Origin of the sequence: Xanthomonas sp. SHU 166 (assembly GCF_000364685.1) — a bacterium.
Taxonomy (GTDB): Bacteria; Pseudomonadota; Gammaproteobacteria; order Xanthomonadales; family Xanthomonadaceae; genus Xanthomonas_A; species Xanthomonas_A sontii.
In genome coordinates this window covers 1-21,402 of record NZ_AQOJ01000898.1, presented here as the reverse complement: position 1 = coordinate 21,402, position 21,402 = coordinate 1, and the positions used below count along the sequence as shown (strand labels likewise).

The window sequence follows — 21,402 nt, the reverse complement described above, 5'->3', positions numbered from 1 at the left end:
GGCCGAGCCGCGGCTGATGCAGCCGTCGGTGCGCGCCAACATCCAGGCCGGCCGCACCGACGACCTGGCGCCGCCGGCGGCGTGAGCAGGCAGCGCGCCGCCGGCGCGCTAGGATGCGGAGTTGCGACAGCGCTGCGCGACCGTACGCGCGCGCCGCCGCGCCCTGCCGCATCGCCTACCTGCCCCCGCTGGAGTGACCCATGACCCGACCGCTGCGCCGCCTGCTGTGCCTGTGCACCTTGATCGTCGCCACCGCGATCGCGCCGGTCTCGGCGCAGACGCCGCTGACCGTGTTCGCCGCCGCCAGCCTCAAGGAATCGCTGGACGAGGCCGCCAGCGCCTACCAGCGCGCCAGCGGCACCCCCGTGCAGGTGTCCTACGCCGCCAGCTCCACGCTGGCCCGGCAGGTGGAACAGGGCGCGCCGGCGGACGTGTTCGTCTCCGCCGACCAGGAGTGGATGGACTACCTGCAGCAGCGCAAGTTGATCGATCCGGCACTGCGCCGCGACCTGCTCGGCAACACCCTGGTACTGGTGGCGCCGGCCGCCAGCAAGGCGCAGGTCGACCTGCGCAAACCCGGCGCGCTGTTCGCCGCGCTCGGTGCGCAGGGGCGCCTGGCGGTCGGCCAGACCGCCAGTGTGCCGGCCGGCAAGTACGCGCGCGCCGCACTGCAGGCGCTGGGTCAGTGGGACAGCGTGCAGCCGCGCCTGGCCGAGAGCGAGAGCGTGCGCAGCGCGCTGATGCTGGTGGCGCGCGGCGAAGCGCCGCTGGGCATCGTCTACGGGTCCGACGCCCAGGCCGAGCCCAAGGTGCGGGTGGTGGCGACCTTTCCGGCCGACAGCCACGCGCCGATCGTGTATCCGGTGGCGCCGCTGCGGGCGAGCGCGCAAGGCAAGGCCGCCGCCGAGTTCGTGCGCTGGCTGGGCACGCCACCGGCACAGGCGATCTTCCGTCGACACGGTTTCTCGCTCGCCCGCTGAGGCCTGGCGTTGTTCGACTTCACCGCGCAGGAACTGACCGCCATCGCGCTGAGCGTCAAGGTCGCGCTGGTCGCGGCGCTGGCTAGCCTGCCGTTCGCCGTGGCCTGCGGCTGGCTGCTGGCGCGGCGCCGCTTCTTCGGCAAATCGTTGCTGGACGCGCTGCTGCACCTGCCGCTGGTGATGCCGCCGATCGTCACCGGCTACGCGCTGCTGCAACTGTTCGGCCTGCAGGGGCCGATCGGCGGCTGGCTGTTCGAACATCTGGGCGTGCAGTTCGCGTTCCGCTGGACCGGCGCGGCGCTGGCCAGCGCGGTGATGGGCTTCCCGCTGATGGTGCGGGCGATCCGCCTGGCCATGGAATCCACCGACCGCCGCCTCGAAGCGGCCGCCGCCACGCTCGGCGCCGGCCCATGGCGGGTGTTCTTCACCATCACCCTGCCGCTGGCATGGCCGGGCGTGGTCGCCGGCGGCGTGCTCGGCTTCGCCAAGGCGTTGGGCGAGTTCGGCGCCACCATCACCTTCGTCTCCAATATCCCCGGACAGACCCAGACCCTGGCCTCGGCGATCTACAGCCTGCTGCAGGTGCCCGGCGCCGAAGCCGGCATCTGGCGGCTGGCGGCGGTGGCGCTGGCGATCTCGCTGGGCGCGCTGCTGGCTTCCGAGTGGCTGGTGCGACGCCAGCGCGGCACCGAGGTGGACGCATGAGCCGCGCAACCGCCCGGAGCCGACGCCGATGCTGAGCATCGACCTGCATCTGCAGCGCGGCCGTTTCGCGCGCCACGTGCGCATCGAGGAACAGGCGCGCGTGGTCGCCCTGGTCGGCCCGTCCGGCGCCGGCAAGACCAGCCTGCTCAACGCCATCGCCGGCGTGCTGCCGCCGCGCAGCGGGCGCATCGCCATCGATGGCCGGGTGCTGTACGACAGCGCGACCGGCATCGACCTGCCGGCGCATCGCCGTGGCATCGGCTACGTGTTCCAGGACGCGCGCCTGTTCCCGCACATGGACGTGCGCCGCAACCTCGGTTACGGCCGCCACGGCCGCGGCCGGCCGGCGCGCTTCGCACTGGATGCGGTGGTCGAGTTGCTCGGCATCGGCGCGCTGCTGGAGCGGCGCCCCGACACGCTCTCCGGCGGCGAAGCGCAGCGCGTGGCGATCGGCCGCGCGCTGCTGTCGCAGCCGTCGCTGCTGCTGTTCGACGAACCGTTGTCGGCGCTGGACGCAGACCGCCGCGGCGAACTGATCCCGTACCTGCAGCGCGTGCGCGACGACGTGCGCCTGCCGATGCTCTATGTCAGCCACCAGGCCGAGGAAGTAGCGCGCATCGCCGACGCAGTGCATCGGCTGGACTGACGCAGACGTCGCGTTCACCGGGACTGGGGAGACTGAAGGTCCCGCACAACAGACTTTGCATGCGCCGCTACCGCAAGCTCGACTTCCCCACGCAGGACGTGCGCCGCTTCCTTGAGCCGGGCCCGGTGGTGCTGGTCAGTTCGGCCTGGAAGCAGCAACGCGACGTGATGGCCCTGGGCTGGCACATGGTGCTGGAGTTCTCGCCCTCGCTACTGGCCTGCTGCATTTCCAGCGCCAACCACAGCTTCGACCTGATCCGACGCAGCAAGCAATGCGTGATCAACCTGCCCACCGCCGACCTGGTCGACACGGTGGTCGGCATCGGCAATACCAGTGGCGCGGACCTGGACAAGTTCGCGCACTTCGGCCTCACCGCAGTGCCCGCCACGCACGTGGCGGCGCCGCTGATCGCCGAGTGCTACGCCAGCTTCGAATGCCGCCTGCACGACGGCAGTCAGATCGGCAAACACGGCCTGTTCGTATGGGAGGTGGTCAAGGCGCACGTCCCCGCCTCGCCGAAGCGGCCGCGCACCCTGCACTACCGGGGCGACGGCCGCTTCATGCTGTCGGGCGCGGAGATCTCGCGGCGGCGCCTGTTCAAGCCGGAGATGCTGTAGTTCCCGGCAACGGGCAAGGCAGACTACACGCTGCGATCGAGGCGCTCAGCGCGCGCCGTCGACGCGTCCCGATTGCACGCTGGCCTTGCCCTGCCGGACCTCGAAGGTGAACGCGTAGGCCAGCGTCACCGGCACCTCCTGCACCGACTGCGCATCGTCGCAGCGTTTCTCCTGCGCCGGCCGCTGCGCCGGATCGGCATAGGTACAGATCGCCGCCGGCACGAAGCGCCACTGCGCGACCGTCTCCTGCACCGCCTGCAGCAGATCGGCCATCTCCGGCTGCGCGCCCGCGCTGCAGTCCGGGCGATCGTTCAACAGGGCGCTGCGCTCCACCGTGCCTTGCGCGGACAGGATCACCCGCACGCAGACCGTGGTCGGGGCCAGCGTGCGGCGCGGCGACTCGGCCGGCAACTGCGGCGTCGGCGCCTGCAGCGGTTGCGGCATGCGGAACACTTCCTGCGGCTGCATCCGATACGACTGCACCGCCGCCGCACCGGGCGCCGCGCCGAATCCTGTTTCCAGCATGCGCTGATCCACCGAGTCAATGCGCCGGGTCGGTTGCGGCGCCTCTTTCGGCGCCTGGCTGGCGCAGCCGGAAAGGAGCAGCGCCAGCAGCATGCCGGTCCGCAAGTGCGCACTCATCGCACGGTCCGCGCCATGCCGCACAGCGGCGCGGCGCCGCCCTTGCCGGAGAACACCTTGTCGCACAAGCTCGCCAAAGTGTCGCCGGCATCCTCGCCCAGGCGATACCAGCGGTAGTTCGCAGCATCGGCGACGCCAGCCGGCGCCTCCTCGGGATACATTTCCACGTCGAACGCGACCGGGATCTTCACGCGGCTGGCCACAGCGAGTCCGTGCGCAGTCGCCGGCGAGAAGCGCCACTTCCAGGCGGCGGTAACCGCGGCAGCATCCAAGACTGCGCTACCGCTGCCATGATCCAGCACGCGCACGTCGCTCGGCGCCCCGTGCGCATCCACGTCGACCAGCAGGACCAGCTTGCCGGAGACGCCGGCACGCACCGCTTCATCCGGGTATTTCGGGGGCGGCATGTCGATCACCTTGGCAGGCTGCGCTCCGGTCCGCGCGGCGACCACCGACGCCTGCTGCACCGATCGTGCCGACGTGCCATCCACCTCGCTCGCGGCAAGATCGCGTGCCACGCCCGTGGCATCTGTTCCAGTTGGCAACGCCAGTGCCATCGCACTCCCGCTCAACGCGGCCAGCGTCACCGCCGCGAGGCCCAGACGACGCCGCCAACCACGCACCGCCGGGCGCCGCAGCAAGGCAATGCGCTGGCACAGGACGCTGCCCGCCTGCCAATGGCAGCCCACCGGCAAGGCCAGCGCGTCCAACTGGGTCTGCAGCATCGCCTCGGCGTAATGCCGGCGCGTGCCAGGATGGCGAACCAGCACCGCGGCATCGCAGGCCAGTTCCTGATCCAGGCGGAAACGCGTGGCGGCCCAGTGCAGCAGCGGATTGAACCAGTACACGCAGCGCAGCACGGCGAGCAGCAGATTGCTGCGGGTGTCGCCGCGGGCGATATGCATGCGTTCGTGCGCCAGCACCAGTTGCGCCTGCGGCGGCGGATAGCGCGCGGCGAAGTCCATCGGCACCACCACCTGCGGCCGCCACGCACCCAGCACCAGCGGCCCATGCAGCGCATGCTCGGCGACCAGCACGCCATCCTCGCCAGGCTGCAAGCGACCCAGGCTGCGCCGGTAGCGGCGCTGCTGCCGCCACAATAAGGCCGCCAAGGCCAGCGCACCCGCCAGCCACAACGACAGCAACCAGACCGTGGCATGCCCGCTCGCCGACACGCCGTCGCCTGCCGACATCTGCGCCCGTGTCACGCCGACCAGCACCGCCGGCATGTCCAGCGCCAAGCCCGCCGGCAACGCTGGACGCCAGCCGCTGGGCAACAGTGCCGCCAGCAGCGCCAATGGCACCGCGATCCATAGCGCGTAGGCGATGCCGGCGCCGAACGCGCGCCGCATCGGCACGCGCAATGCCAGCACCGCCGCGATGGCCGCGCTGACGACCAGCGCGGTACTCCCGAGGTCCCTCACGATCCCGTCAATGCTCATCGTCCAGCTCCTGGATCAGTCGTTTGAGTTCGGCGATATCGGCATCGCTGAGCTTGCCGCGTTCGCTGAAGTGCGCCACCAACGGCGCGATACGGCCGCCGAACAGGCGGTCGAGCAGGCCTTCGCTCTGTTGCTGCACCCACTGCGCGCGCTGCAGCAGGGGCGTGTACAGATAGCGGCGGCCTTGTTTGTCGGCGCGGATCGCGCCCTTGTTGAGCAAGCGGTTGAGCAGGGTCTTGACCGTGGGTTCGGCCCAGCCGCCATGCCCGGACAAGGCGGCGAACACCTCCTCGGCGCTGAGCGGGTGCCGCTCCCACAGCACCTCCATGACCACGGCTTCCGCGTCGCTGATCGACATTTCGTTTACGCCCGTAAATTTTCAATGATTACGCGCGTAAACAAAACGCATGTCAAGCGTTTTTTGCGCAGCGTCGGATGTCCTCGCGATCGGCATGCCACCACGCCCGGAGGTCGTCGCCGCCAATCGCGTACGCCGCGGCACCGCGCGTATCGCTCGCACCACGATCCACGCAATCGCCGGCACACCCTCTAAGCTATGCCGATGACCGATCACCTCGACGACCTCGACGCCGCTGCCGACCTGATCCTGCAGCGCATCGCCGGCCCGCTGCGCGTGGGCGCTCCGCTGGGCCTGGGCAAACCGCATCGCCTGCTCAACGCGCTGTACGAGCGCATCGAACACGATCCGACGCGGCCGCTGCAGATCTACACCGCGCTGTCGCTCAATCCGCCGGCGCCCGGTGGCGGAATGCAGGGACGTTTCGCGCGGCCGTTCGTGCAGCGCCATTTCGGCGAGGACTTCCCGCGCCTGCGCTATGTGCAGGCGATGCAGCGCGATGCGCTGCCGGCGCACATCCAGGTCGAAGAGTTCTACATGCAGTCCGGCGCGCTGCTGCGCTCGACCCAGGCGCAGCGCAGCTACACCAGCCTCAACTACACCCATGCCGCCGACGCGGTGGCGCAGCGCGCGCCGAACCTGATCGTGCAGAAAGTGGCGCGCGAACCCGACGGGACCCGGCTGTCGTTCTCGTGCAACAACGACATCACCCAGGACACCCTGGCCGCAGTGCAGCGGCGCGGCCTGCCGCGGCCGCTGCTGGTGGCCGAAGTCGATCCGCAGTTGCCGTGGATCGGCGGCTGCGCGGCGGTGGAGCCGAGCTTCTTCGACGTGGTGGTGACGCCGCCGGGGCCGTATCCGCGCCTGTTCGGGCTGCCACGGCAGCCGGTCGCCGATGCCGATTACGCCATCGGCCTGTACGCCAGCACGCTGGTGCGCGACGGCGGCACCCTGCAGATCGGCATCGGCACCCTGGCCGATGCGCTGTGCCATGCGCTGGTGCTGCGGCATACCGACAACGCGCGCTACCGGCAGGTGCTGGCGGCGCTGGATCCGGAACTGGAGCGGCATCCGGCGGTACGCGAATGCGGCGGCCTGGAGCCGTTCGCGGTCGGCCTGTTCGGCTGCAGCGAGATGCTCAACGAGGGCTTCCGGCAGTTGGTCCAGTGCGGGGTGATCCGGCGCAAGGTGCTCGACGACGCGCCGCTGCTGCAGCGCGTGGCCGACGGCACTGCCGATGCGCAGGACCTGCAGCGTCTGGAGCGCGAGGGCGAATACCTGCAAGGCGCTTTCTACCTGGGTTCGCCGGAGTTCTACGCCTGGCTGCGCGACATGGATCCGCAGGCGCGCGCGGCGATCGGCATGCGCCGCATCAGCGAGATCAACCAGCTCTACGGCGACGAGGCATTGCGCCGGGTACAGCGGCGCGAGGCGCGCTTCTTCAACTCGTGCATGATGGCCACCGCGCTCGGCGCGGCGGTGTCCGATGCGCTGGACGATGGTCGCGTGGTGTCCGGCGTCGGCGGCCAGTACAACTTCGTGTCCATGGCGCACGCGCTGGACGACGCGCGCAGCGTGCTGATGTTCCGCGCCGTCCGCAGCGATGCCGGCGCAACGCAGTCGAATGTGCGCTGGAACTACGGCCACACCACCATCCCGCGGCACCTGCGCGACCTCTACGTCAACGAGTACGGCATCGCCGACCTGCGCGGCCTGACCGACGAGGACTGCATCGCGGCGATGGTCGGGATCGCCGACGTGCAGGCCCAACCCGCGTTGCTGGAGACGGCGAAGGCCAACGGCAAGCTGGCCGCCGACTTCGCAGCACACACGCACTGGCAACGCAATCAGGCTGCGCGGGTGCGCGACGCGCTGGCGCCGTTCCGCCGCGACGGCACCCTGCCCGACTATCCGCTGGGCAGCGATTTCACCGAGGTCGAGCAGCGCCTGCTGCGCGCCCTGTCCTGGCTTCGGCAGCACACTGCCAGCACCGGCGCCAAGCTGAAGACGGTGGCCAGCGCGGTGCTGGCGCGTCCCGCGGCGGATGCCGCCTGCATGCAGCGCATGGGGCTGGACGCGCCGCGCAGCCTCGGCGAACGGCTGGACGCGACGTTGCTGGCATTCGCCCTGCAGCGCACGCGCACGCCGCAATGACGCACGCGCGGCAACGGCAGGGAGCCACCCGGCGACGCAGGGTTTACGTGTAGAAGCGGCTCGACGTGCCCTGGGCCGACAGCCGCAACGCGCGCGATCGGGAATGCCCGTCGCGGCCAAGTCGCTCTCGCAACAACGCCAACACTTCGCACTGAGTTGCGGCAAAACCGCGTCGCCGGCGGTGCTTGTCCAACCAGCCGCGACAACGTGACGACGATCATGCACGCATGGGACACCGCGCACGATCGTGGGCACAGCGCGGACCATGACACGATTTGGCAACACCCGCGTCAACTGCACTCGGGATGCTGTCGAGATATCGTTACCAAGCGTGACCACGATGTTCCCCCAACGTTCTGTCCCGATGTCGTCGAAACTCCGCAGTGCGCCAGCTGCGCTGCGCGCGCTGCTGGCGGTGTTGGCGCTGTTGCCATCTGCGCTGTGCGCCGCACCCAGGCTTGGCGACCTGCAGTACATCGGCAGCCACAACAGCTACCACGCCGGCTTCGCGCCCAGCGAAGCGGCGCTGTGGAAACGCCTGGATCCAGCGACGTTCGCGGTGCTGGACTACCGGCATCCGCCGTTGACGCAGCAACTGGACGACGGCGTGCGCCAGATCGAACTGGACATCTACGCCGACGCCAAGGGCGGACGCTACGCGCACCCGGCGATGATCGACCAGCTTACCAAGGCCGGGCTGCCGCCGGCTCCGCCGATCGCCGCGCCAGGCGTGATGCAGCGGCCGGGCTTCAAGGTCATGCACATCCAGGACCTCGACCAGCGCAGCACCTGCCAGCCGCTGCTGGCCTGCCTGCGCGAGGTGCGGGCGTGGTCGCAACGGCACCCCGGGCATCTGCCGATCTTCATCCTGCTGGAAACCAAGCAATCCACCGTGCCGGCGGCCTTCCCCACGGTGCAGCCGGAGCCGTTCGACGGTAAGGCGCTGGACGCGCTGGACGCCGAACTGCGCTCGGTGTTCGCCGCGAACGACTACATCAGCCCCGACCAGGTACGCGGCAGCGCGGCCACGCTCAACGCCGCCGTGCTCGCGCAGGGCTGGCCTGCGCTCTCCGCGGCGCGCGGCAAGGTGGTGTTCCTGCTCGACCAGCGTTCGATCGGCCCGGCCTACCTGGCCGGCCATCCGTCCTTGCGCGGCCGCGTGTGCTTCACCAATGCCGATCCCGGCGCCGACGACGCCGCCTTCGTCGAGCGCAACGACGGCAGCGCCGACGAGATCGCGACGCTGGTGAAGGCCGGCTACCTGGTGCGCACCCGCACCGACGCGGACCTCAAGGAACCCCTGCGCAACGACACTGCGCGACGCGCCGCCATGCTCGCCAGCGGCGCGCAACTGCTCAGCACCGACTTTCCCGATCACGAGCCTGCCGCCTCCGGCTACGTGGTGCGCTTCCCCGGCGACGCCGTCGCCCGCTGCAATCCGCAGCGTCCGCAGGCCGACTGCCACGGCGTCGACCTGCGCCACTGAATGCCATTGGCCGCGCGACGTCGCGGCCACGCCCCACACGTACGCAATGGAAGGCCTGGGCGATCCGCGCGCCGGCATCGGCGTGTCCGGACTTCGGATCGCAACCGCTGTTTCCCCCAACGAGCCACCCCCATGCTCCCGTTTCATCGCCCCTGCCCCCTGTGCTGTGCCATCGCCCTCGCGCTTGCGCTCTCGCCAACCGCCCGCGCCAGCGACGCCGATGACGCCAGCGCACGCACCACCACCCTGGACTCGGTCAACGTGCAGGCCACGCAGGCCACCGTGCCGGGCTCATTGGACGAACAGCGCCTGTCCAACGGCGTCAACAGCGTGATGAGCAAGCAGCAGATCGATGCGATTCCCTCCGCCGGCATCGCCGACGTGGTCGCGCACCTGCCCGGGCTGTCCGCCTACAGCGACATGCACCTGGGCCAGGCCACCACCGGCGAGAACGCCTACGTCAGCATCCGCGGCCTGGATGCCAGCTACAACAGCTACCGTCTCAACGGCTTCGGCATGCCCGAGACCGATTCGTCCACGCGTGCGATCTCACTGAACATGCTGGCGCCGTTCGGCATCCAGTCGGTCAAGGTCTCCAAGTCGCCGACCCCGGACCTGCCGGGCGACGCGATCGGCGGCGCGATCGACATGCGCACGCCCAGCGCGTTCGACTTCGACGGCGACTTCTACGGCAAGACCACCACGCAAGGCCAGTTCAACGCGCTCGCCTCCGACCTCGGCGGCAAGCACACCGGCGGCACGCTGCAACAGGAGCTGGCCTGGAAGTTCGGCGACGACCACGCATTCGGCGTCTACGCCTCGGCCTACTACGGCAAGAACAACAACATGGCGCAGGCGCCGGCGCCCAACAGCGCGTATTTCCCGGCGGACCCGGCGCAGGCCAAGGCGGTGGATCTGCGCGATGTCGGCCCGCTGCTCAGCGCTCGCTACAAATACAGCGTCTACACCAGCCAGATCGAGCGCTACGGCGGCAACCTCGCCTTCGACTGGCAGGGCGAGCACACCACCCTTTTCGCGCGCGCCATCTACGGCAGCTACAACGTCACCGGCCAGCAGGACCAATCCAGCGCACGCCTGGAAACCGTCAACAACCAGCCGACCGCGGTGCGTGGCGGCTACTTCAACACCCACGACATCAAGGAAACCCTGGCCACGCTGCAGTTGGGCGGGCAGACCACGCTGGATCGTCTGCGCTTCGATTACGGCAGTTCCTTCGGACGCGGCACGCGCAGCCGCCCGGACTACGTCGCCGCAAGCCTGTACGGCTTCACCCCGGGCAGCTTTGCGTTCGACCTGAGCGACCCGACCTATCCGAGCATCGCCCCGAGCTCGCCGGCCCTGAAGAACTTCTTCTACAGCCTGGATTCGGCGCTGTTCTGGAAGACCCAGGGCCACGATGCCGGCAGCCACGACAACCGCGCCAGCGCGCATGCCGACATCAGCTACCGCGTGGACGGCGACGTGCTCGACGAGGTCAAGACCGGCCTGTCGCTCGACCACGCCGACCGCGGCTCCTACGATCACCCGTTCTTCCACAAGGACGGCAATTTCGTCTACAACGGCCCCTACTTCGGCGGCAGCAACTACGTGTTCCCCAACGCCGGCGGCCCGCCGCTGAGCGCCCTGCCCGGCCGCCTCACCTATGCCGCCTTCGACGGCCACTACGCCGGCCCGTTCAAGATCCTCGACCGCGACTGGGTGCGTGCGCAGGCGGTGCCGTACAAATACGTCAACGATCCCAATGGGGCAGGCGTCTATACCGCCAACGACTACAACGCCAACACCACCTCCAGTACCGAGGCGATCTACGCCGGCTACGCGATGGCCACGCTGCATGTCGGCGCGGTGACCCTCCTGCCCGGCGTGCGCTACGAACTGACCCGCTACTCCGCCGATGCCTGGCAATCGAACGGCGACGGCATCAACGGCCGCTTCGTCGGCAGCGGCCGCACCTATGGCGAAGTATTGCCGGGCATCAGCCTCAACTACCGTCCGGACGAGCTGACCGTCTACCGCGCCTCGCTGCGGCGCAGCTTCAGCCGCCCGGCGTTCGGGCTGATCTCCGGCGAGACCGTGTACACGGTCGACCCCACCCAGAAGGTCATCGGCATCTCCAAACCCAATCCCGACCTGCAGCCGAGCAAGGCCGACAATGCAGACCTGTCCGCGGAGTTCTACGACCGCAACGGCGGCGTGCTCAGCGCCTCGACCTACTACAAGCGCATCACCGGCTTCATCTACACCTCGCAGTCGGCGACCAGCAACGACAACACGCTGGGCGGCCTGGTCCCGACCGGCACCACCTTCGAGGACGGCGTGCCGGTGACCATGCCGCAGAACGGCGGCACCGCGACGCTGTACGGCGTGGAACTGGCCGGCAGCAAGCGCCTGCAGGATCTGCCTGGGTTCTGGAGCAACTTCGGCGTTGCCGCCAACCTGACCCTGCAACACAGTTCCGCCGACAGCAAGCGCGCCGACCAGCCCGAAAAGACCTGGCTGCCGCGTGCGCCCGAGCGTATCTACAACCTGGACCTGTTCTACGACGACAGCCGCCTGCGCGCCGACCTGAGCTACAACTACACCGGCCTGCAACTGCTCGGCCTGACCAGCGACCGGCTCAACTACTACCTGCAGCCGGTCAAGTCACTGGACTTCACCGCCACCTACCACCTGCCGCACGGCATCGACCTCGGCATCGCTGCCAAGAACCTGCTGAATTCGGCCACGTTCTACGAGACCCAGGGCAAGTCCACCCGCTACATGGCCTACGACCCCGGTGCCGACGGCGCCTACGTGGAAACCGGGCGCGTGTACATGCTCACGCTGAGCTATACCTACTGACGCTGCCCTGCCTCCGCCGCTGCGGCGAGTGCCTTGCGTGCAAACTGCACGCAAGGCATTGGGCAGGATGCACCAGCGCCGCGACCCGCCCTCAGAGGCCACTCCTGACGCCGAAGCACATCGAGGGGTGCGGCAATCCTCCGCAAGCTGCATCGCGCTTCCTCGGGCTGAAGGCCCGGGCATCTAGGGACATTTCCCGATCCCGCACATATCGGCACGCAGCGACAGTGGCTGCGCGACGACCATGTCTGCATGGCGCGCAAGCCGACCATCCATCCCATTGCGACCAAGGATTCCCTTCGATGAACATGCGCCCATCGCTCCGCGCTCTTCTGCTCGTGCTGTCGACACTCCTGCCCTTTGCTGCGCTGGCCGCTCCGCCCGCCACCGTCGCCAGTTGCACAGGCATCGCCGCCGCCTATCCGACAGACCTCGGCCCGCGTTGCAACAGCAACTACGCGAAGATCAACCACCAGCCGCAAGACGCCGCGCAGCGCCTGCAGACGTACTACGCGCGCGTGGAAGTGCTGAAGATCTTCAGGAAAGCCCTGCTGTGCAATGGCCTGTACGGCGCCAAGGCTTCGGAACAGCAGCGTTTCGGCAGCGGCGAAGACGGCCATCTGCAGGCACTGGCCAATCTCTACCAGAACATGCAGAACGACCCGAACCGCCCCGCGGCGCTGTATACGGCTGCCGATCTGAAAGACATCAAGATGAACAAGCCGCAATGCAAATGAGGCAACGCATTCGCACCGAACGCCAGGCGCGCTGAGGTCGCTGGCGTCCCCTCGCGGTTCGGCATCGGCCGCTTCCGGGCAGCCGATGTCATTCGCGTGTAAAATTGCGGGTTTTTGACCACTCACATGGCGAAAGCCCCTCCACGGGCGCCCGTCCCGGGCCCGGCCTTCATTCGCCTGCTGGCGCGCCTGAGCGATGCGTCGATGCCCGCGTCCAGCCCTGCGCTGGCCGACCGGCTCGGCCAATGGATCGACTGGAACCGCGCGGTGGCGGTGTCGCGGGCGCTGGACGGCAAACTGCCCGAGCCTGCCGAGGACGCCCCCGAGGCGCCGGAACCGTCGGCCCTGGAGGCCGAATGCGGCCGCGTGCGCGCTGCGCTGGAAGAGAGCATCGCCCTGGACATCGCCAAGGAGACCGGCAAGCCCGTGGGCAAGCGCCAGCAAGACCCCGACGCACCGATCGACTACGCGCCGTTCCGCCAGCGCTACCAGGCGCTGCAGCGCGCGATGCTGACCGCGACCGGACGCCTGCGCGGCCTGCTGCGCGATGCCCTGGTCCCGCTCTCGCCGGAGATGGCGCGGCTGGCCGAGGTCGATGCGGTGATGGAACTGACTCTCAGCCCGCGCGAGCAGACCTTGCTGGCGACGGTGCCCAACCTGCTGGAAGCGCATTTCCAGCGCCTGCGCGCCGCCGCGGCGACGCCCGCCCCCGATCCATCCCTCACCGACGTTCCGCCGGCGCCTGCCGACACGGCCTGGCTGGACCTGTTCCGCCAGGACCTGCACAGCGTGTTGCGCGCCGAGCTGGACGTCCGTTTCCATCCCATCGAAGCGCTGCTCGCCGCGCTTCGCAGCCGTTGATCCGATCCTCATGCCCAAGACCCTGCTCCATTCCGTCCTGTTCCTCGCCGGCCTTGCCGTGGTCTGCTGGATCGGCGTCGGCTATCTCGGCTCCAACCCGCTGGGCGCAAGCTTCGCCGCGCTGATCGGCCTGTGCTACCTGGCCGGCATCGCCGAGCTGTACCGCTACCGCCAGGCCACGGCGACCCTGCACACCGCGCTGAGCGACGCCGAGGCCGCGCGCAGCGATCTGGGCGGCTGGCTGCAACGGCTGCACCCGAGCCTGCGCAACGCGGTGCGCCTGCGCATCGAAGGCGAACGCGCGGCCCTGCCGGTGCCGGCGCTGACCCCGTACCTGGTCGGCCTGCTGGTGCTGCTGGGCATGCTCGGCACCTTCCTGGGCATGATGGCCACCCTGCGCGGCACCGGCCTGGCACTGGACAGCGCCACCGATCTGAATGCCATCCGCGCCTCGCTGGCGGCGCCGCTGAAGGGCCTGGGCTTCGCCTTCGGCACCTCCATCGCCGGCGTCGCCGCCTCGGCGATGCTCGGCCTGCTCGCCGCGCTGTGCCGGCGCGAGCGCCTGCAGGCGGTGCAGCACCTGGACCTGCACGCGGCGACCGCGCTGCGCACGCATTCGCTGGCCTACCAGCGCAACGAGGCGTTCAAGCTGCTGCAGACCCAGGCCACGCTGATGCCGAGCCTGATCGAACGCATGCAGACGATGATGGCAGCGCTGGAACAGCACAGCGCGGTCAGCGGCGAACGCCTGGCCAGCAGCCAGGACGCCTTCCACAGCCGCACCGAGGCCGCCTACACGCGCCTGGCCGGCGCGGTCGAACATGCCCTGCAGGCCGGCGTGGCCGCGCACGCGCGGGCGTTCGGCGACGCGCTGGAACCGGTGGTGCAACGCACGCTGGACGGCGTGGCGCGCGAGACCGCCGCGCTGCAGGACAGCGTCGGCCAGGCGGTGCAGCGGCAACTGGACGGCCTGGCCAATGGCTTCGCCCAGGCCGCCGAGCAGGCCACGCAGCGCTGGGACAGCGCACTGGCCGAGCAGCAACGCGTCAATGGCGCGCTGCTGCAGGAACTCGGCAGCGCGCTGCAACGCGCCGGCGACGGCATGGAGCAACGTGCCACCACGCTGGTGGAGGCGACCGCGGCACGCCTGCAAGCCGCCAGCGACGACGCCAGGCAGGCCTGGAGCGAGGCGATGGCGCAGCAACGCGAAGCGAACGACGGCCTCGCCGCGCGCCAGGCACAGGCACTGGACGCAGTGGCCAGCCGCCTGGATGCCACCGCTGAAGTTGCCCAGCAAGCCTGGAGCACGGCGCTGGAACAGCAGCGCGAGGCCAACGCGGCCCTGGTCGCACGCAACGCGCAGGCACTGGACACCGTGGCGACGCGGCTGGACGCCACCGCCGAAGCCGCACAGCAGGGCTGGGACGCTGCAATGGCACAGCAGCGCGCGATCAACGACACCCTCGCCACGCACACGACGCAGGCGCTGGAGACCGTGGCGACCCGCCTGGACGCCACCGTCGAGGCCGTGCAACAGGCGTGGAGCGCGGCGCTGGCGCAGCAACGCGAGGTCAACGAGGCCCTGGCCACGCGCAACGCGCAGGCGTTGGACACCGCCACGGCCAGCCTGGAACAGCGCGCCGCCGCCCTCGCCGAGACGCTGCAGCAGGCCCATGCCGACCTGCAGGAGGCACTGGAAGCGCGCGACCAGGCGCGTCTGCGTGCCTGGACCGACAGCTTCGCCAGCATGGCCGCGACCCTCGGCGGACAGTGGGAGCACCATGGCGAGCGCATCGCACAGCGCCAGCAGGAGATCTGCAGCACCCTGCAGGAAACCGCGGCGGCGATGTCCGAGCAGGGCCAGGCACAGGCGCGCGACACCATCGCCGAGATCGAGCGGCTGGTGCAGGTCGCCTCGGAAGCGCCGAAGGCCGCGGCCGACGTGGTCGCGGAACTGCGCCAGAAACTCTCCGACAGCATGGTCCGCGACACCGCCATGCTCGACGAGCGCAATCGCCTGCTGGCCACGCTGCAGACCCTGCTGGAGGCGGTCAACCACGCGTCCACCGAACAGCGCAGCGCGGTGGACGCCCTGGTCGCGACGTCGGCCGATCTGCTGGAGCGCGTCGGCAACCGTTTCACCGAGCAGATCGACGCCCAGACCGGCAAGCTCGACGACGCTGCCGCGCAGGTCGTCGCCGGCGTCACCGAGGTGGTCAGCCTGGGCGACGCGTTCTCCGGCGCGGTGCAGGCCTTCGGCGAATCCAACGCCGCCCTGCTGGAACGCCTGCAGGGCATCGAGCAGGCGCTGGACAAGTCGCTGACGCGCAGCGACGAGCAACTGGCCTACTACGTGGCGCAGGCGCGTGAGGTGATCGACCTGAGCATGCTCTCGCAGCAGCAGATCACCGAGGAATTGCGCCAGCTCGCCGCGCGCCAGGCGCCCGACCAGGCCGACGCGGCATGAGCGACGAGCTGGAACTTGAGGCCGACAACGGCGCACCGGTCTGGGCGGTGTTCGGCGACCTGATGTCGGTGCTGCTCGGCGCCTTCGTGCTGATCCTGATCGGGGTGATCGGCGTGCAGTTGCAGCTGTCGAACAAGCTGGATGCGGAAATGCGCCAGCGCCAGCGTGAAGCGCAGCAGCGCAAGACCCTGGAACAGGCGCTGGCCGCGCCGCTGGCGGCCGGCCGGGTGACCCTGGTCGACGGCCGCATCGGCATCCGCGGCAACGTGCTGTTCGCACTGAACTCCGATCAGTTGCAGCCGGAAGGCCGCGACCTGCTGAAGAGCCTGGCCGCGCCGCTGGCCGGCTACCTCAAGGCGCGCGACGAGATCCTGATGGTCAGCGGCTTCACCGACGATCGCCAGGTGCGCGAGAGCAACCGCCAGTTCGCCGACAACTGGGAACTGTCGGCCGAACGCGCGTTGACCGTGACCCGTGCCCTGATCGAGGCCGGCGTCCCCGCCGACGCGGTCTTCGCCGCCGCCTTCGGCGCGCAGCAACCGGTGGCGCCGAACAGCGACGAGGCCGGGCGCGCCAGCAACCGCCGCGTGGAGATGGCGCCGCTGCCGCGCATGCGCAAGAGCGCCGCGTCACCGCATGCGCCCTGATCGGATCGCCGCCACCGATCGCCTCGCCGCCTGGCGTGCTGAGCATGCAGAGCGGCTAGACCCGCTGCGCTTCCGCTTCCTCGAAGCGCTGGCGCGCCGCACCGAGGCGCAGCAGGGCAAGACGCGCGAACTGCTGGAGCAGAAGCTGTCCGCGTTGCTCGACGCGTACGCCGCGGCGCTGGCCGCGGCGCCGCAAAGCGCAGGCGATGCCGACGCCGAGGCCGCAGTGCGAGCGATGCAACCCGGCCCGCTCGGCGCCTTGCTGGCGCAGTCCCGCGCCGCGGCGGTTGCGATCCGCGCCGGCAACGACCACGGCGCCAACCTGGAGGCCAACGACGAAGCCCCCACGGCGACCGATGCCATCGACACAGAACTTCCCGCACCATCGCCCTTGCCCACCGCAGCGACCGCAGCGGCGCGACTCACCGCACCGCAACTGCCCGCGGTCGAAGACGCACGCAGGCTGTGGACAGAACTGCGCAGCCGCAGCCAATTGCGGCAGTCGCTGCAACCGGCCCCCGCCGACGCCGGCCCGCTCAACTCCGGCGTGCTGGTGCATCGCGCATTGGCGCTGATGCGCACGCTCTCGCCCGGCTACCTGCAGCACTTCCTGTCCTACGTCGATGCACTGTCCTGGCTGCAGCAACTGCACGACGGCGGCGCACTGGCGAAGCCGCAGCAACCCGGCAGCGCCGCAGGCAAACCGACGACATCCCGCAGCAAGCCGCGCAAGCGCGGTTGATCGCATCGCCAATGCACGTGATGCCGACACCGTCGTTGTAGGAGCGGCTCTTGTCCCCTTCTCGGGGATCAGCCGCGTAGGGCGTTACACGGAACCTCGGTCGCGGCTGAAGCCGCTCCTCGGAGATGCGCGCTCTCTCATACGGCACACGCCATCCAGGCAAGAAAAAGGCCGGCATGCGCCGGCCTTTTTCGTCACCATCGTGGCTCTCGGCTTACAGCGCCTTCGCCGCCGCCACCACGTGTTCGGCGGTGATCTGGAAGTGCTTGTACAGCACGTTCGCCGGCGCCGAGGCGCCGAAGCTGTCGATGCCCACCACCGCGCCGTCCAGGCCCACGTAGGCGCGCCAGAACGCGGTGACCCCGGCTTCCACCGCCACGCGCTTGCGCACCGCCGACGGCAGCACCGACTCGCGGTAGGCGGCGTCCTGACGATCGAACACGTCGGTGCACGGCATCGACACCACGCGGGTCTTCAGGCCCGCGGCATCCAGCGCCTGCTTGGCTTCCACCGCCAGGCCGACTTCCGAACCGGTGCCGATCAGGATCACGTCGGGCGTGCCGCCCTCGGCATCGGCCAGCACGTAACCGCCGCGCTCGATCAGCTTGATCTGCGCCTCAGTGCGAGCCTGGAACGGCAGGTTCTGGCGGCTGAACACCAGGCAGCTCGGGCCGTCCTTGCGGGTGATCGCGGCCTTCCAGCTCACCGCCGACTCCACCGTGTCGCAGGGGCGCCACACGTCGTTGTTGGGGATGTAGCGCAGCGACGCCAGATGCTCCACCGGCTGATGGGTCGGGCCGTCCTCGCCCAGGCCGATCGAGTCGTGGGTGTAGACGTGGATCGCATGCGCCGGGATCAGCGCGCTCATGCGCACGCCGTTGCGCGCGTAGTCGCTGAACACCAGGAAGGTGGCGTCGAACGGAATGAAGCCGCCGTGCAGCGCCAGGCCGTTGGCGATGGCGGTCATGCCGAACTCGCGCACGCCGTAGTACACGTAGTTGGCGTTCGGATCATCCGTGGCGACCGACTTGCTGGCCTTCCACAGGGTCAGGTTGGAATGCGCCAGGTCGGCCGACCCGCCGACCAGCTCCGGCAGCAGCGGCGCGAACGCCTCGATCGCCATCTGCGAGGCCTTGCGCGAGGCGATGGTCTGGCCTTCGGCGGCCTGCTTGGCGATGTAGGCGTCGGCCTGGGCGAGGAAGTCTTCCGGCAGCTCGCCGTGCGAACGGCGGGTCAGTTCCGCGGCTTCGGCCGGGTACTGCTTGGCGTACTTGTCGAAGGCCTGCTCCCACTCGGCCTGGCGCAGCGTGCCGGCACCACCGGCGCGCCAGCCGTCGTAGATCGCCTGCGGGATCTCGAACGGCGCATACGGCCAGTTCAGCGCCTTGCGCGCGCCTTCCAGCTCTTCCTTGCCCAGTGCGGCGCCGTGCGAGGATTCCTTGCCGGCCTTTGTCGGCGCACCGAAGCCGATGGTGGTGCGGCAGCAGATCAGGGTCGGCTTCTCGCTCTCGGCGATCGCCGCCTCGATCGCGGCCTTGACCGCATCGGCATCCTGGCCGTCGACATCGCGGATCACGTGCCAGTGATAGGCCTCGAACCGGGCGGGGGTGTCGTCGCTGAACCAGCCGGCGGTGTTGCCGTCGATGGAGATATGGTTGTTGTCCCAGAACGCCACCAGCTTGCCCAGGCCCCAGGTGCCGGCCAGCGAGGCGGCTTCGTGGGACACGCCTTCCATCATGCAGCCGTCGCCCATGAACACCCAGGTGCGGTGGTCGACGATCTGGTGCTCGGGGCGGTTGTAGCGCTGCGCCAGCAACTTCTCGGCCAGCGCGAAACCGACCGCGTTGGCGAAACCCTGGCCGAGCGGACCGGTGGTGGTCTCCACCCCGGGGGTCTCGCTGCGCTCCGGGTGGCCGGCGGTCTTGCTGTGCAGCTGGCGGAAGCGCTTGAGCTCCTCGATCGGCAGGTCGTAGCCGGACAGGTGCAGCAGCGCGTACTGCAGCATCGAGCCGTGGCCGTTGGACAGCACGAAGCGGTCGCGGTTGAACCAGTGCGGATTGTTCGGGTTGTGGCTGAGGAAGTCGTTCCACAGCACTTCGGCGATGTCGGCCATGCCCATCGGCATGCCGGGATGGCCGGAATTGGCGGCCTCGACCGCATCGGCGGCAAGGAAACGGATCGCGTTGGCGAGTTCGCGGCGGGTAGGCGTCGTCATGAGGGATCTGTCGGAAGCGGGCGCGTGGCGTCGGGCCCACTATTGTCCCACAGGCGGGGATTGGGGATTGGGGATTGGGGATTGGTAGCGTCACCGGCTGGACGCCTGAGATGGCGCAGGAGCGGCTTCGGCCGGTCCAACGCGTGGCCCGTCAGGCCCCGACGCTGCCGCCTCTACGAATCCCCAATCCCGACTCCCTAATCCCGGCCGTCCTCCCCCTTGGCCACCATTGTGGTCAGGGCCAGGTCGCCGGTCACGTTCAGCGCGGTACGGCACATGTCCAGGAAATGGTTGACGCCCAGGATCATGCCGATGCCGACCGGGTCCACCCCGACCATCGCGCAGATCAGCGCCACCACCGGCAGCGAGCCGGACGGGACGCCGGCGGTGCCGATGCCGCCGAGAATACAGACCAGCATCACCATGCACTGCTGCGCGATGCTCAGCTCCACGCCGAAGAACTGCGCCAGGAAGATCACCGTCACGCCCTCGAACAGCGCGGTGCCGTTCTGGTTGGCGGTGGCGCCGACGGTGAGCACGAAGCGCGAGACCTTGTGCGGCAGCCCCATCTGGTCGGCCACGCGCAGCGCGGTCGGCAGCGTGGCGTTGCTGGACGCGGTGGAAAACGCCATCACCGTCGCCTCGCGGGTGGCGCGGAAGAACCACAACGGCGAGCGCCCGGCCAGGCGCACCGCCACGCCGTAGCTCACCACCATGTGCAGGCCCAGCGCCAGCACCACCACGCCCACGTAGGCACCCAGCCGCACCAGCAACTCGAAGCCGAACAATGCCGCCAGGTTGAACATGAAGCAGGCCACCGCATAAGGCGCCAGGCGGATCACCAACCCGATCAGGGTCATCGAGATCTCGAATACACCCTCGATGCCGCGCCGCAGCGTCGCCACCTTGGCGTCTTCGCTGAGCACCATGCCCACGCCGAACATCACCGCGAAGAACATCAGCGACAGGATCGCGCCATTGCTGGACGCGGCTTCGACCACGTTGTCGGGCACGATCGACAGCAGCATGTCCATGCCGTGCGGCTGGTGCCTGCTCTGGTCGACGATCTGCGCGGTGCGCTCCACGTTCTGCTGCAGCAGTTGCTGCGCCAGCTCGCGATCCACGCCGATGCCCGGCTTGAGCACGTTCACCAGCACCAGACCCAGCAGCACCGCCACACCCGACAGCACCACCGTGTAGCCCAGCGTCTTCCAGCCGATGCGCCCGAGCGCGCGGATGTCGCCCATCTCCGAAATGCCCATTACCAGCGCCGAGAACAGCAGCGGCACGATCAGCATGAAGATCAGGTTGAGGAACAGCTTGGAGAACGGCGTGGTCAGGTACTTGGTCAGCGCCTGCACCCAGGCCGCATCGCCGCCCACGCTCATGTGCACCGCCAGCCCCAGCACCAGCCCCAGGACGAAGCCGATCGCCATTTTCCAATGCAACGGCATGCCGGTTTCGGCCTTCACGGGGGTGTCGGTCATGAGTACGCCTTGCGAAAAGGAGCGCTCAGCTTAACAAACCATGAGCAGACATCGACCATCACACGATGGCACAGGCTGCGCGATGAGCGCATCGGCTTGCCGCGTCTCGCCTGCAACGTCGGATGGCGCTACCCAAGACTGGCGAGTCACGATCCCGCGATCGCAAGATCGAGCCCGACTGCACGCCCCCGCTCAAGCCTTGCGCGTCGGGTACAACGGCGGCAGATCGTCTTCCGCCGCGCCGCGCATGGCGACGCGCCAGCGCGGCCCCGACGCGAACGCCGCGCGCATCGCGGCGCGCGCCCCGGTCACATCGCCGCCACCGCCCCAGCGAGCGTGCTGCATGCGCAGCAC

General features: G+C 69.4%; 17 protein-coding genes. 12 read left to right on the top strand and 5 right to left on the bottom strand.

The features are described from left to right. Positions 1-200: 200 nt before the first annotated feature. Genes modA through D180_RS20260 form a run of 4 tightly spaced genes read left to right on the top strand, consistent with a single transcriptional unit; the run spans position 201 to position 2,948 of the window. Complete coding sequence (gene modA, locus D180_RS20275) at positions 201-980, top strand: molybdate ABC transporter substrate-binding protein (protein ID WP_017914206.1); 780 nt, start codon at positions 201-203, stop codon at positions 978-980. 9 nt (positions 981-989) lie between these two features. Continuing rightward, a complete protein-coding gene (gene modB / locus D180_RS20270) occupies positions 990-1,685 on the top strand; it encodes a molybdate ABC transporter permease subunit (protein ID WP_017914205.1) in 696 nt (231 codons plus the stop codon). A gap of 28 nt (positions 1,686-1,713) precedes the next feature. Next, complete coding sequence (locus D180_RS20265; protein ID WP_017914204.1) at positions 1,714-2,331, top strand: ATP-binding cassette domain-containing protein; 618 nt, start codon at positions 1,714-1,716, stop codon at positions 2,329-2,331. Between the two features lie 59 nt (positions 2,332-2,390). Next, complete coding sequence (locus D180_RS20260) at positions 2,391-2,948, top strand: flavin reductase family protein (protein ID WP_017914203.1); 558 nt, start codon at positions 2,391-2,393, stop codon at positions 2,946-2,948. A 45-nt stretch (positions 2,949-2,993) separates the two neighbouring features. Here D180_RS20260 and D180_RS20255 read toward each other — a convergent pair whose 3' ends face one another. Genes D180_RS20255 through D180_RS20245 form a run of 3 tightly spaced genes read right to left on the bottom strand, consistent with a single transcriptional unit; the run spans position 2,994 to position 5,390 of the window. Continuing rightward, positions 2,994-3,590 carry a hypothetical protein gene (locus D180_RS20255; RefSeq protein WP_017914202.1) on the bottom strand — a complete coding sequence of 199 codons (597 nt, stop codon included), beginning with the start codon at positions 3,588-3,590 and terminating at the stop codon, positions 2,994-2,996. After that, positions 3,587-5,032 carry a TonB family protein gene (locus D180_RS20250; protein ID WP_017914201.1) on the bottom strand — a complete coding sequence of 482 codons (1,446 nt, stop codon included), beginning with the start codon at positions 5,030-5,032 and terminating at the stop codon, positions 3,587-3,589. The genes D180_RS20255 and D180_RS20250 overlap by 4 nt, the downstream gene beginning before the upstream one ends. Further along, entirely contained in the window at positions 5,022-5,390 is a 369-nt protein-coding gene (locus D180_RS20245) for a BlaI/MecI/CopY family transcriptional regulator (RefSeq protein WP_010340889.1), read from the bottom strand. The genes D180_RS20250 and D180_RS20245 overlap by 11 nt, the downstream gene beginning before the upstream one ends. A 198-nt stretch (positions 5,391-5,588) precedes the next feature. Here D180_RS20245 and D180_RS20240 point away from each other — a divergent pair, with 198 nt between their 5' ends. From D180_RS20240 to D180_RS20205, 8 genes are all read left to right on the top strand, one after another. Next, positions 5,589-7,544, top strand: coding sequence for an acetyl-CoA hydrolase/transferase C-terminal domain-containing protein (locus tag D180_RS20240; RefSeq protein WP_017914200.1), 1,956 nt, complete (start codon positions 5,589-5,591; stop codon positions 7,542-7,544). 364 nt (positions 7,545-7,908) lie between these two features. Continuing rightward, positions 7,909-9,030, top strand: coding sequence for a phosphatidylinositol-specific phospholipase C1-like protein (locus tag D180_RS20235; RefSeq protein WP_017914199.1), 1,122 nt, complete (start codon positions 7,909-7,911; stop codon positions 9,028-9,030). A 132-nt stretch (positions 9,031-9,162) separates the two neighbouring features. After that, the gene (locus D180_RS20230) at positions 9,163-11,892 is read left to right on the top strand and encodes a TonB-dependent receptor (protein ID WP_017914198.1); all 2,730 of its coding nucleotides are present in this window, start codon (positions 9,163-9,165) and stop codon (positions 11,890-11,892) included. A 302-nt stretch (positions 11,893-12,194) separates the two neighbouring features. Beyond that, entirely contained in the window at positions 12,195-12,629 is a 435-nt protein-coding gene (locus D180_RS20225; protein ID WP_017914197.1) for a hypothetical protein, read from the top strand. A 126-nt stretch (positions 12,630-12,755) separates the two neighbouring features. Beyond that, positions 12,756-13,490, top strand: a complete 735-nt coding sequence (locus tag D180_RS20220; protein ID WP_043091449.1) for a DUF3348 domain-containing protein — start codon at positions 12,756-12,758, stop codon at positions 13,488-13,490. A 10-nt stretch (positions 13,491-13,500) separates the two neighbouring features. Next, positions 13,501-15,957, top strand: coding sequence for a DUF802 domain-containing protein (locus D180_RS20215; protein ID WP_017914195.1), 2,457 nt, complete (start codon positions 13,501-13,503; stop codon positions 15,955-15,957). Further along, positions 15,954-16,604: an OmpA family protein gene (locus tag D180_RS20210; protein ID WP_017914194.1), complete on the top strand. Its 651-nt coding sequence runs from the start codon at positions 15,954-15,956 to the stop codon at positions 16,602-16,604. Before D180_RS20215 ends, D180_RS20210 begins: the two co-directional genes overlap by 4 nt. Beyond that, a complete protein-coding gene (locus D180_RS20205; RefSeq protein WP_017914193.1) occupies positions 16,594-17,346 on the top strand; it encodes a DUF2894 domain-containing protein in 753 nt (250 codons plus the stop codon). Before D180_RS20210 ends, D180_RS20205 begins: the two co-directional genes overlap by 11 nt. Before the next feature lie 214 nt (positions 17,347-17,560). Here D180_RS20205 and tkt read toward each other — a convergent pair whose 3' ends face one another. Continuing rightward, positions 17,561-19,561 carry a transketolase gene (tkt, locus tag D180_RS20200; RefSeq protein ID WP_017914192.1) on the bottom strand — a complete coding sequence of 667 codons (2,001 nt, stop codon included), beginning with the start codon at positions 19,559-19,561 and terminating at the stop codon, positions 17,561-17,563. A 197-nt stretch (positions 19,562-19,758) separates the two neighbouring features. Next, the gene (locus tag D180_RS20195; protein WP_017914191.1) at positions 19,759-21,048 is read right to left on the bottom strand and encodes a dicarboxylate/amino acid:cation symporter; all 1,290 of its coding nucleotides are present in this window, start codon (positions 21,046-21,048) and stop codon (positions 19,759-19,761) included. Positions 21,049-21,402: the final 354 nt, after the last annotated feature.

Bases quoted from the DNA above. Each gene is read 5' to 3' on its own strand.
- modA (WP_017914206.1), top strand. From the start codon at position 201: ATGACCCGACCGCTGCGCCGCCTGCTGTGCCTGTGCACCTTGATCGTC.
- D180_RS20265 (WP_017914204.1), top strand. From the start codon at position 1,714: ATGCTGAGCATCGACCTGCATCTGCAGCGCGGCCGTTTCGCGCGCCAC.
- D180_RS20260 (WP_017914203.1), top strand. From the start codon at position 2,391: ATGCGCCGCTACCGCAAGCTCGACTTCCCCACGCAGGACGTGCGCCGC.
- D180_RS20255 (WP_017914202.1), bottom strand. From the start codon at position 3,590: ATGAGTGCGCACTTGCGGACCGGCATGCTGCTGGCGCTGCTCCTTTCC.
- D180_RS20250 (WP_017914201.1), bottom strand. From the start codon at position 5,032: ATGAGCATTGACGGGATCGTGAGGGACCTCGGGAGTACCGCGCTGGTC.
- D180_RS20245 (WP_010340889.1), bottom strand. From the start codon at position 5,390: ATGTCGATCAGCGACGCGGAAGCCGTGGTCATGGAGGTGCTGTGGGAG.
- D180_RS20240 (WP_017914200.1), top strand. From the start codon at position 5,589: ATGCCGATGACCGATCACCTCGACGACCTCGACGCCGCTGCCGACCTG.
- D180_RS20235 (WP_017914199.1), top strand. From the start codon at position 7,909: ATGTCGTCGAAACTCCGCAGTGCGCCAGCTGCGCTGCGCGCGCTGCTG.
- D180_RS20230 (WP_017914198.1), top strand. From the start codon at position 9,163: ATGCTCCCGTTTCATCGCCCCTGCCCCCTGTGCTGTGCCATCGCCCTC.
- D180_RS20225 (WP_017914197.1), top strand. From the start codon at position 12,195: ATGAACATGCGCCCATCGCTCCGCGCTCTTCTGCTCGTGCTGTCGACA.
- D180_RS20220 (WP_043091449.1), top strand. From the start codon at position 12,756: ATGGCGAAAGCCCCTCCACGGGCGCCCGTCCCGGGCCCGGCCTTCATT.
- D180_RS20215 (WP_017914195.1), top strand. From the start codon at position 13,501: ATGCCCAAGACCCTGCTCCATTCCGTCCTGTTCCTCGCCGGCCTTGCC.
- D180_RS20210 (WP_017914194.1), top strand. From the start codon at position 15,954: ATGAGCGACGAGCTGGAACTTGAGGCCGACAACGGCGCACCGGTCTGG.
- D180_RS20205 (WP_017914193.1), top strand. From the start codon at position 16,594: ATGCGCCCTGATCGGATCGCCGCCACCGATCGCCTCGCCGCCTGGCGT.
- tkt (WP_017914192.1), bottom strand. From the start codon at position 19,561: ATGACGACGCCTACCCGCCGCGAACTCGCCAACGCGATCCGTTTCCTT.
- D180_RS20195 (WP_017914191.1), bottom strand. From the start codon at position 21,048: ATGACCGACACCCCCGTGAAGGCCGAAACCGGCATGCCGTTGCATTGG.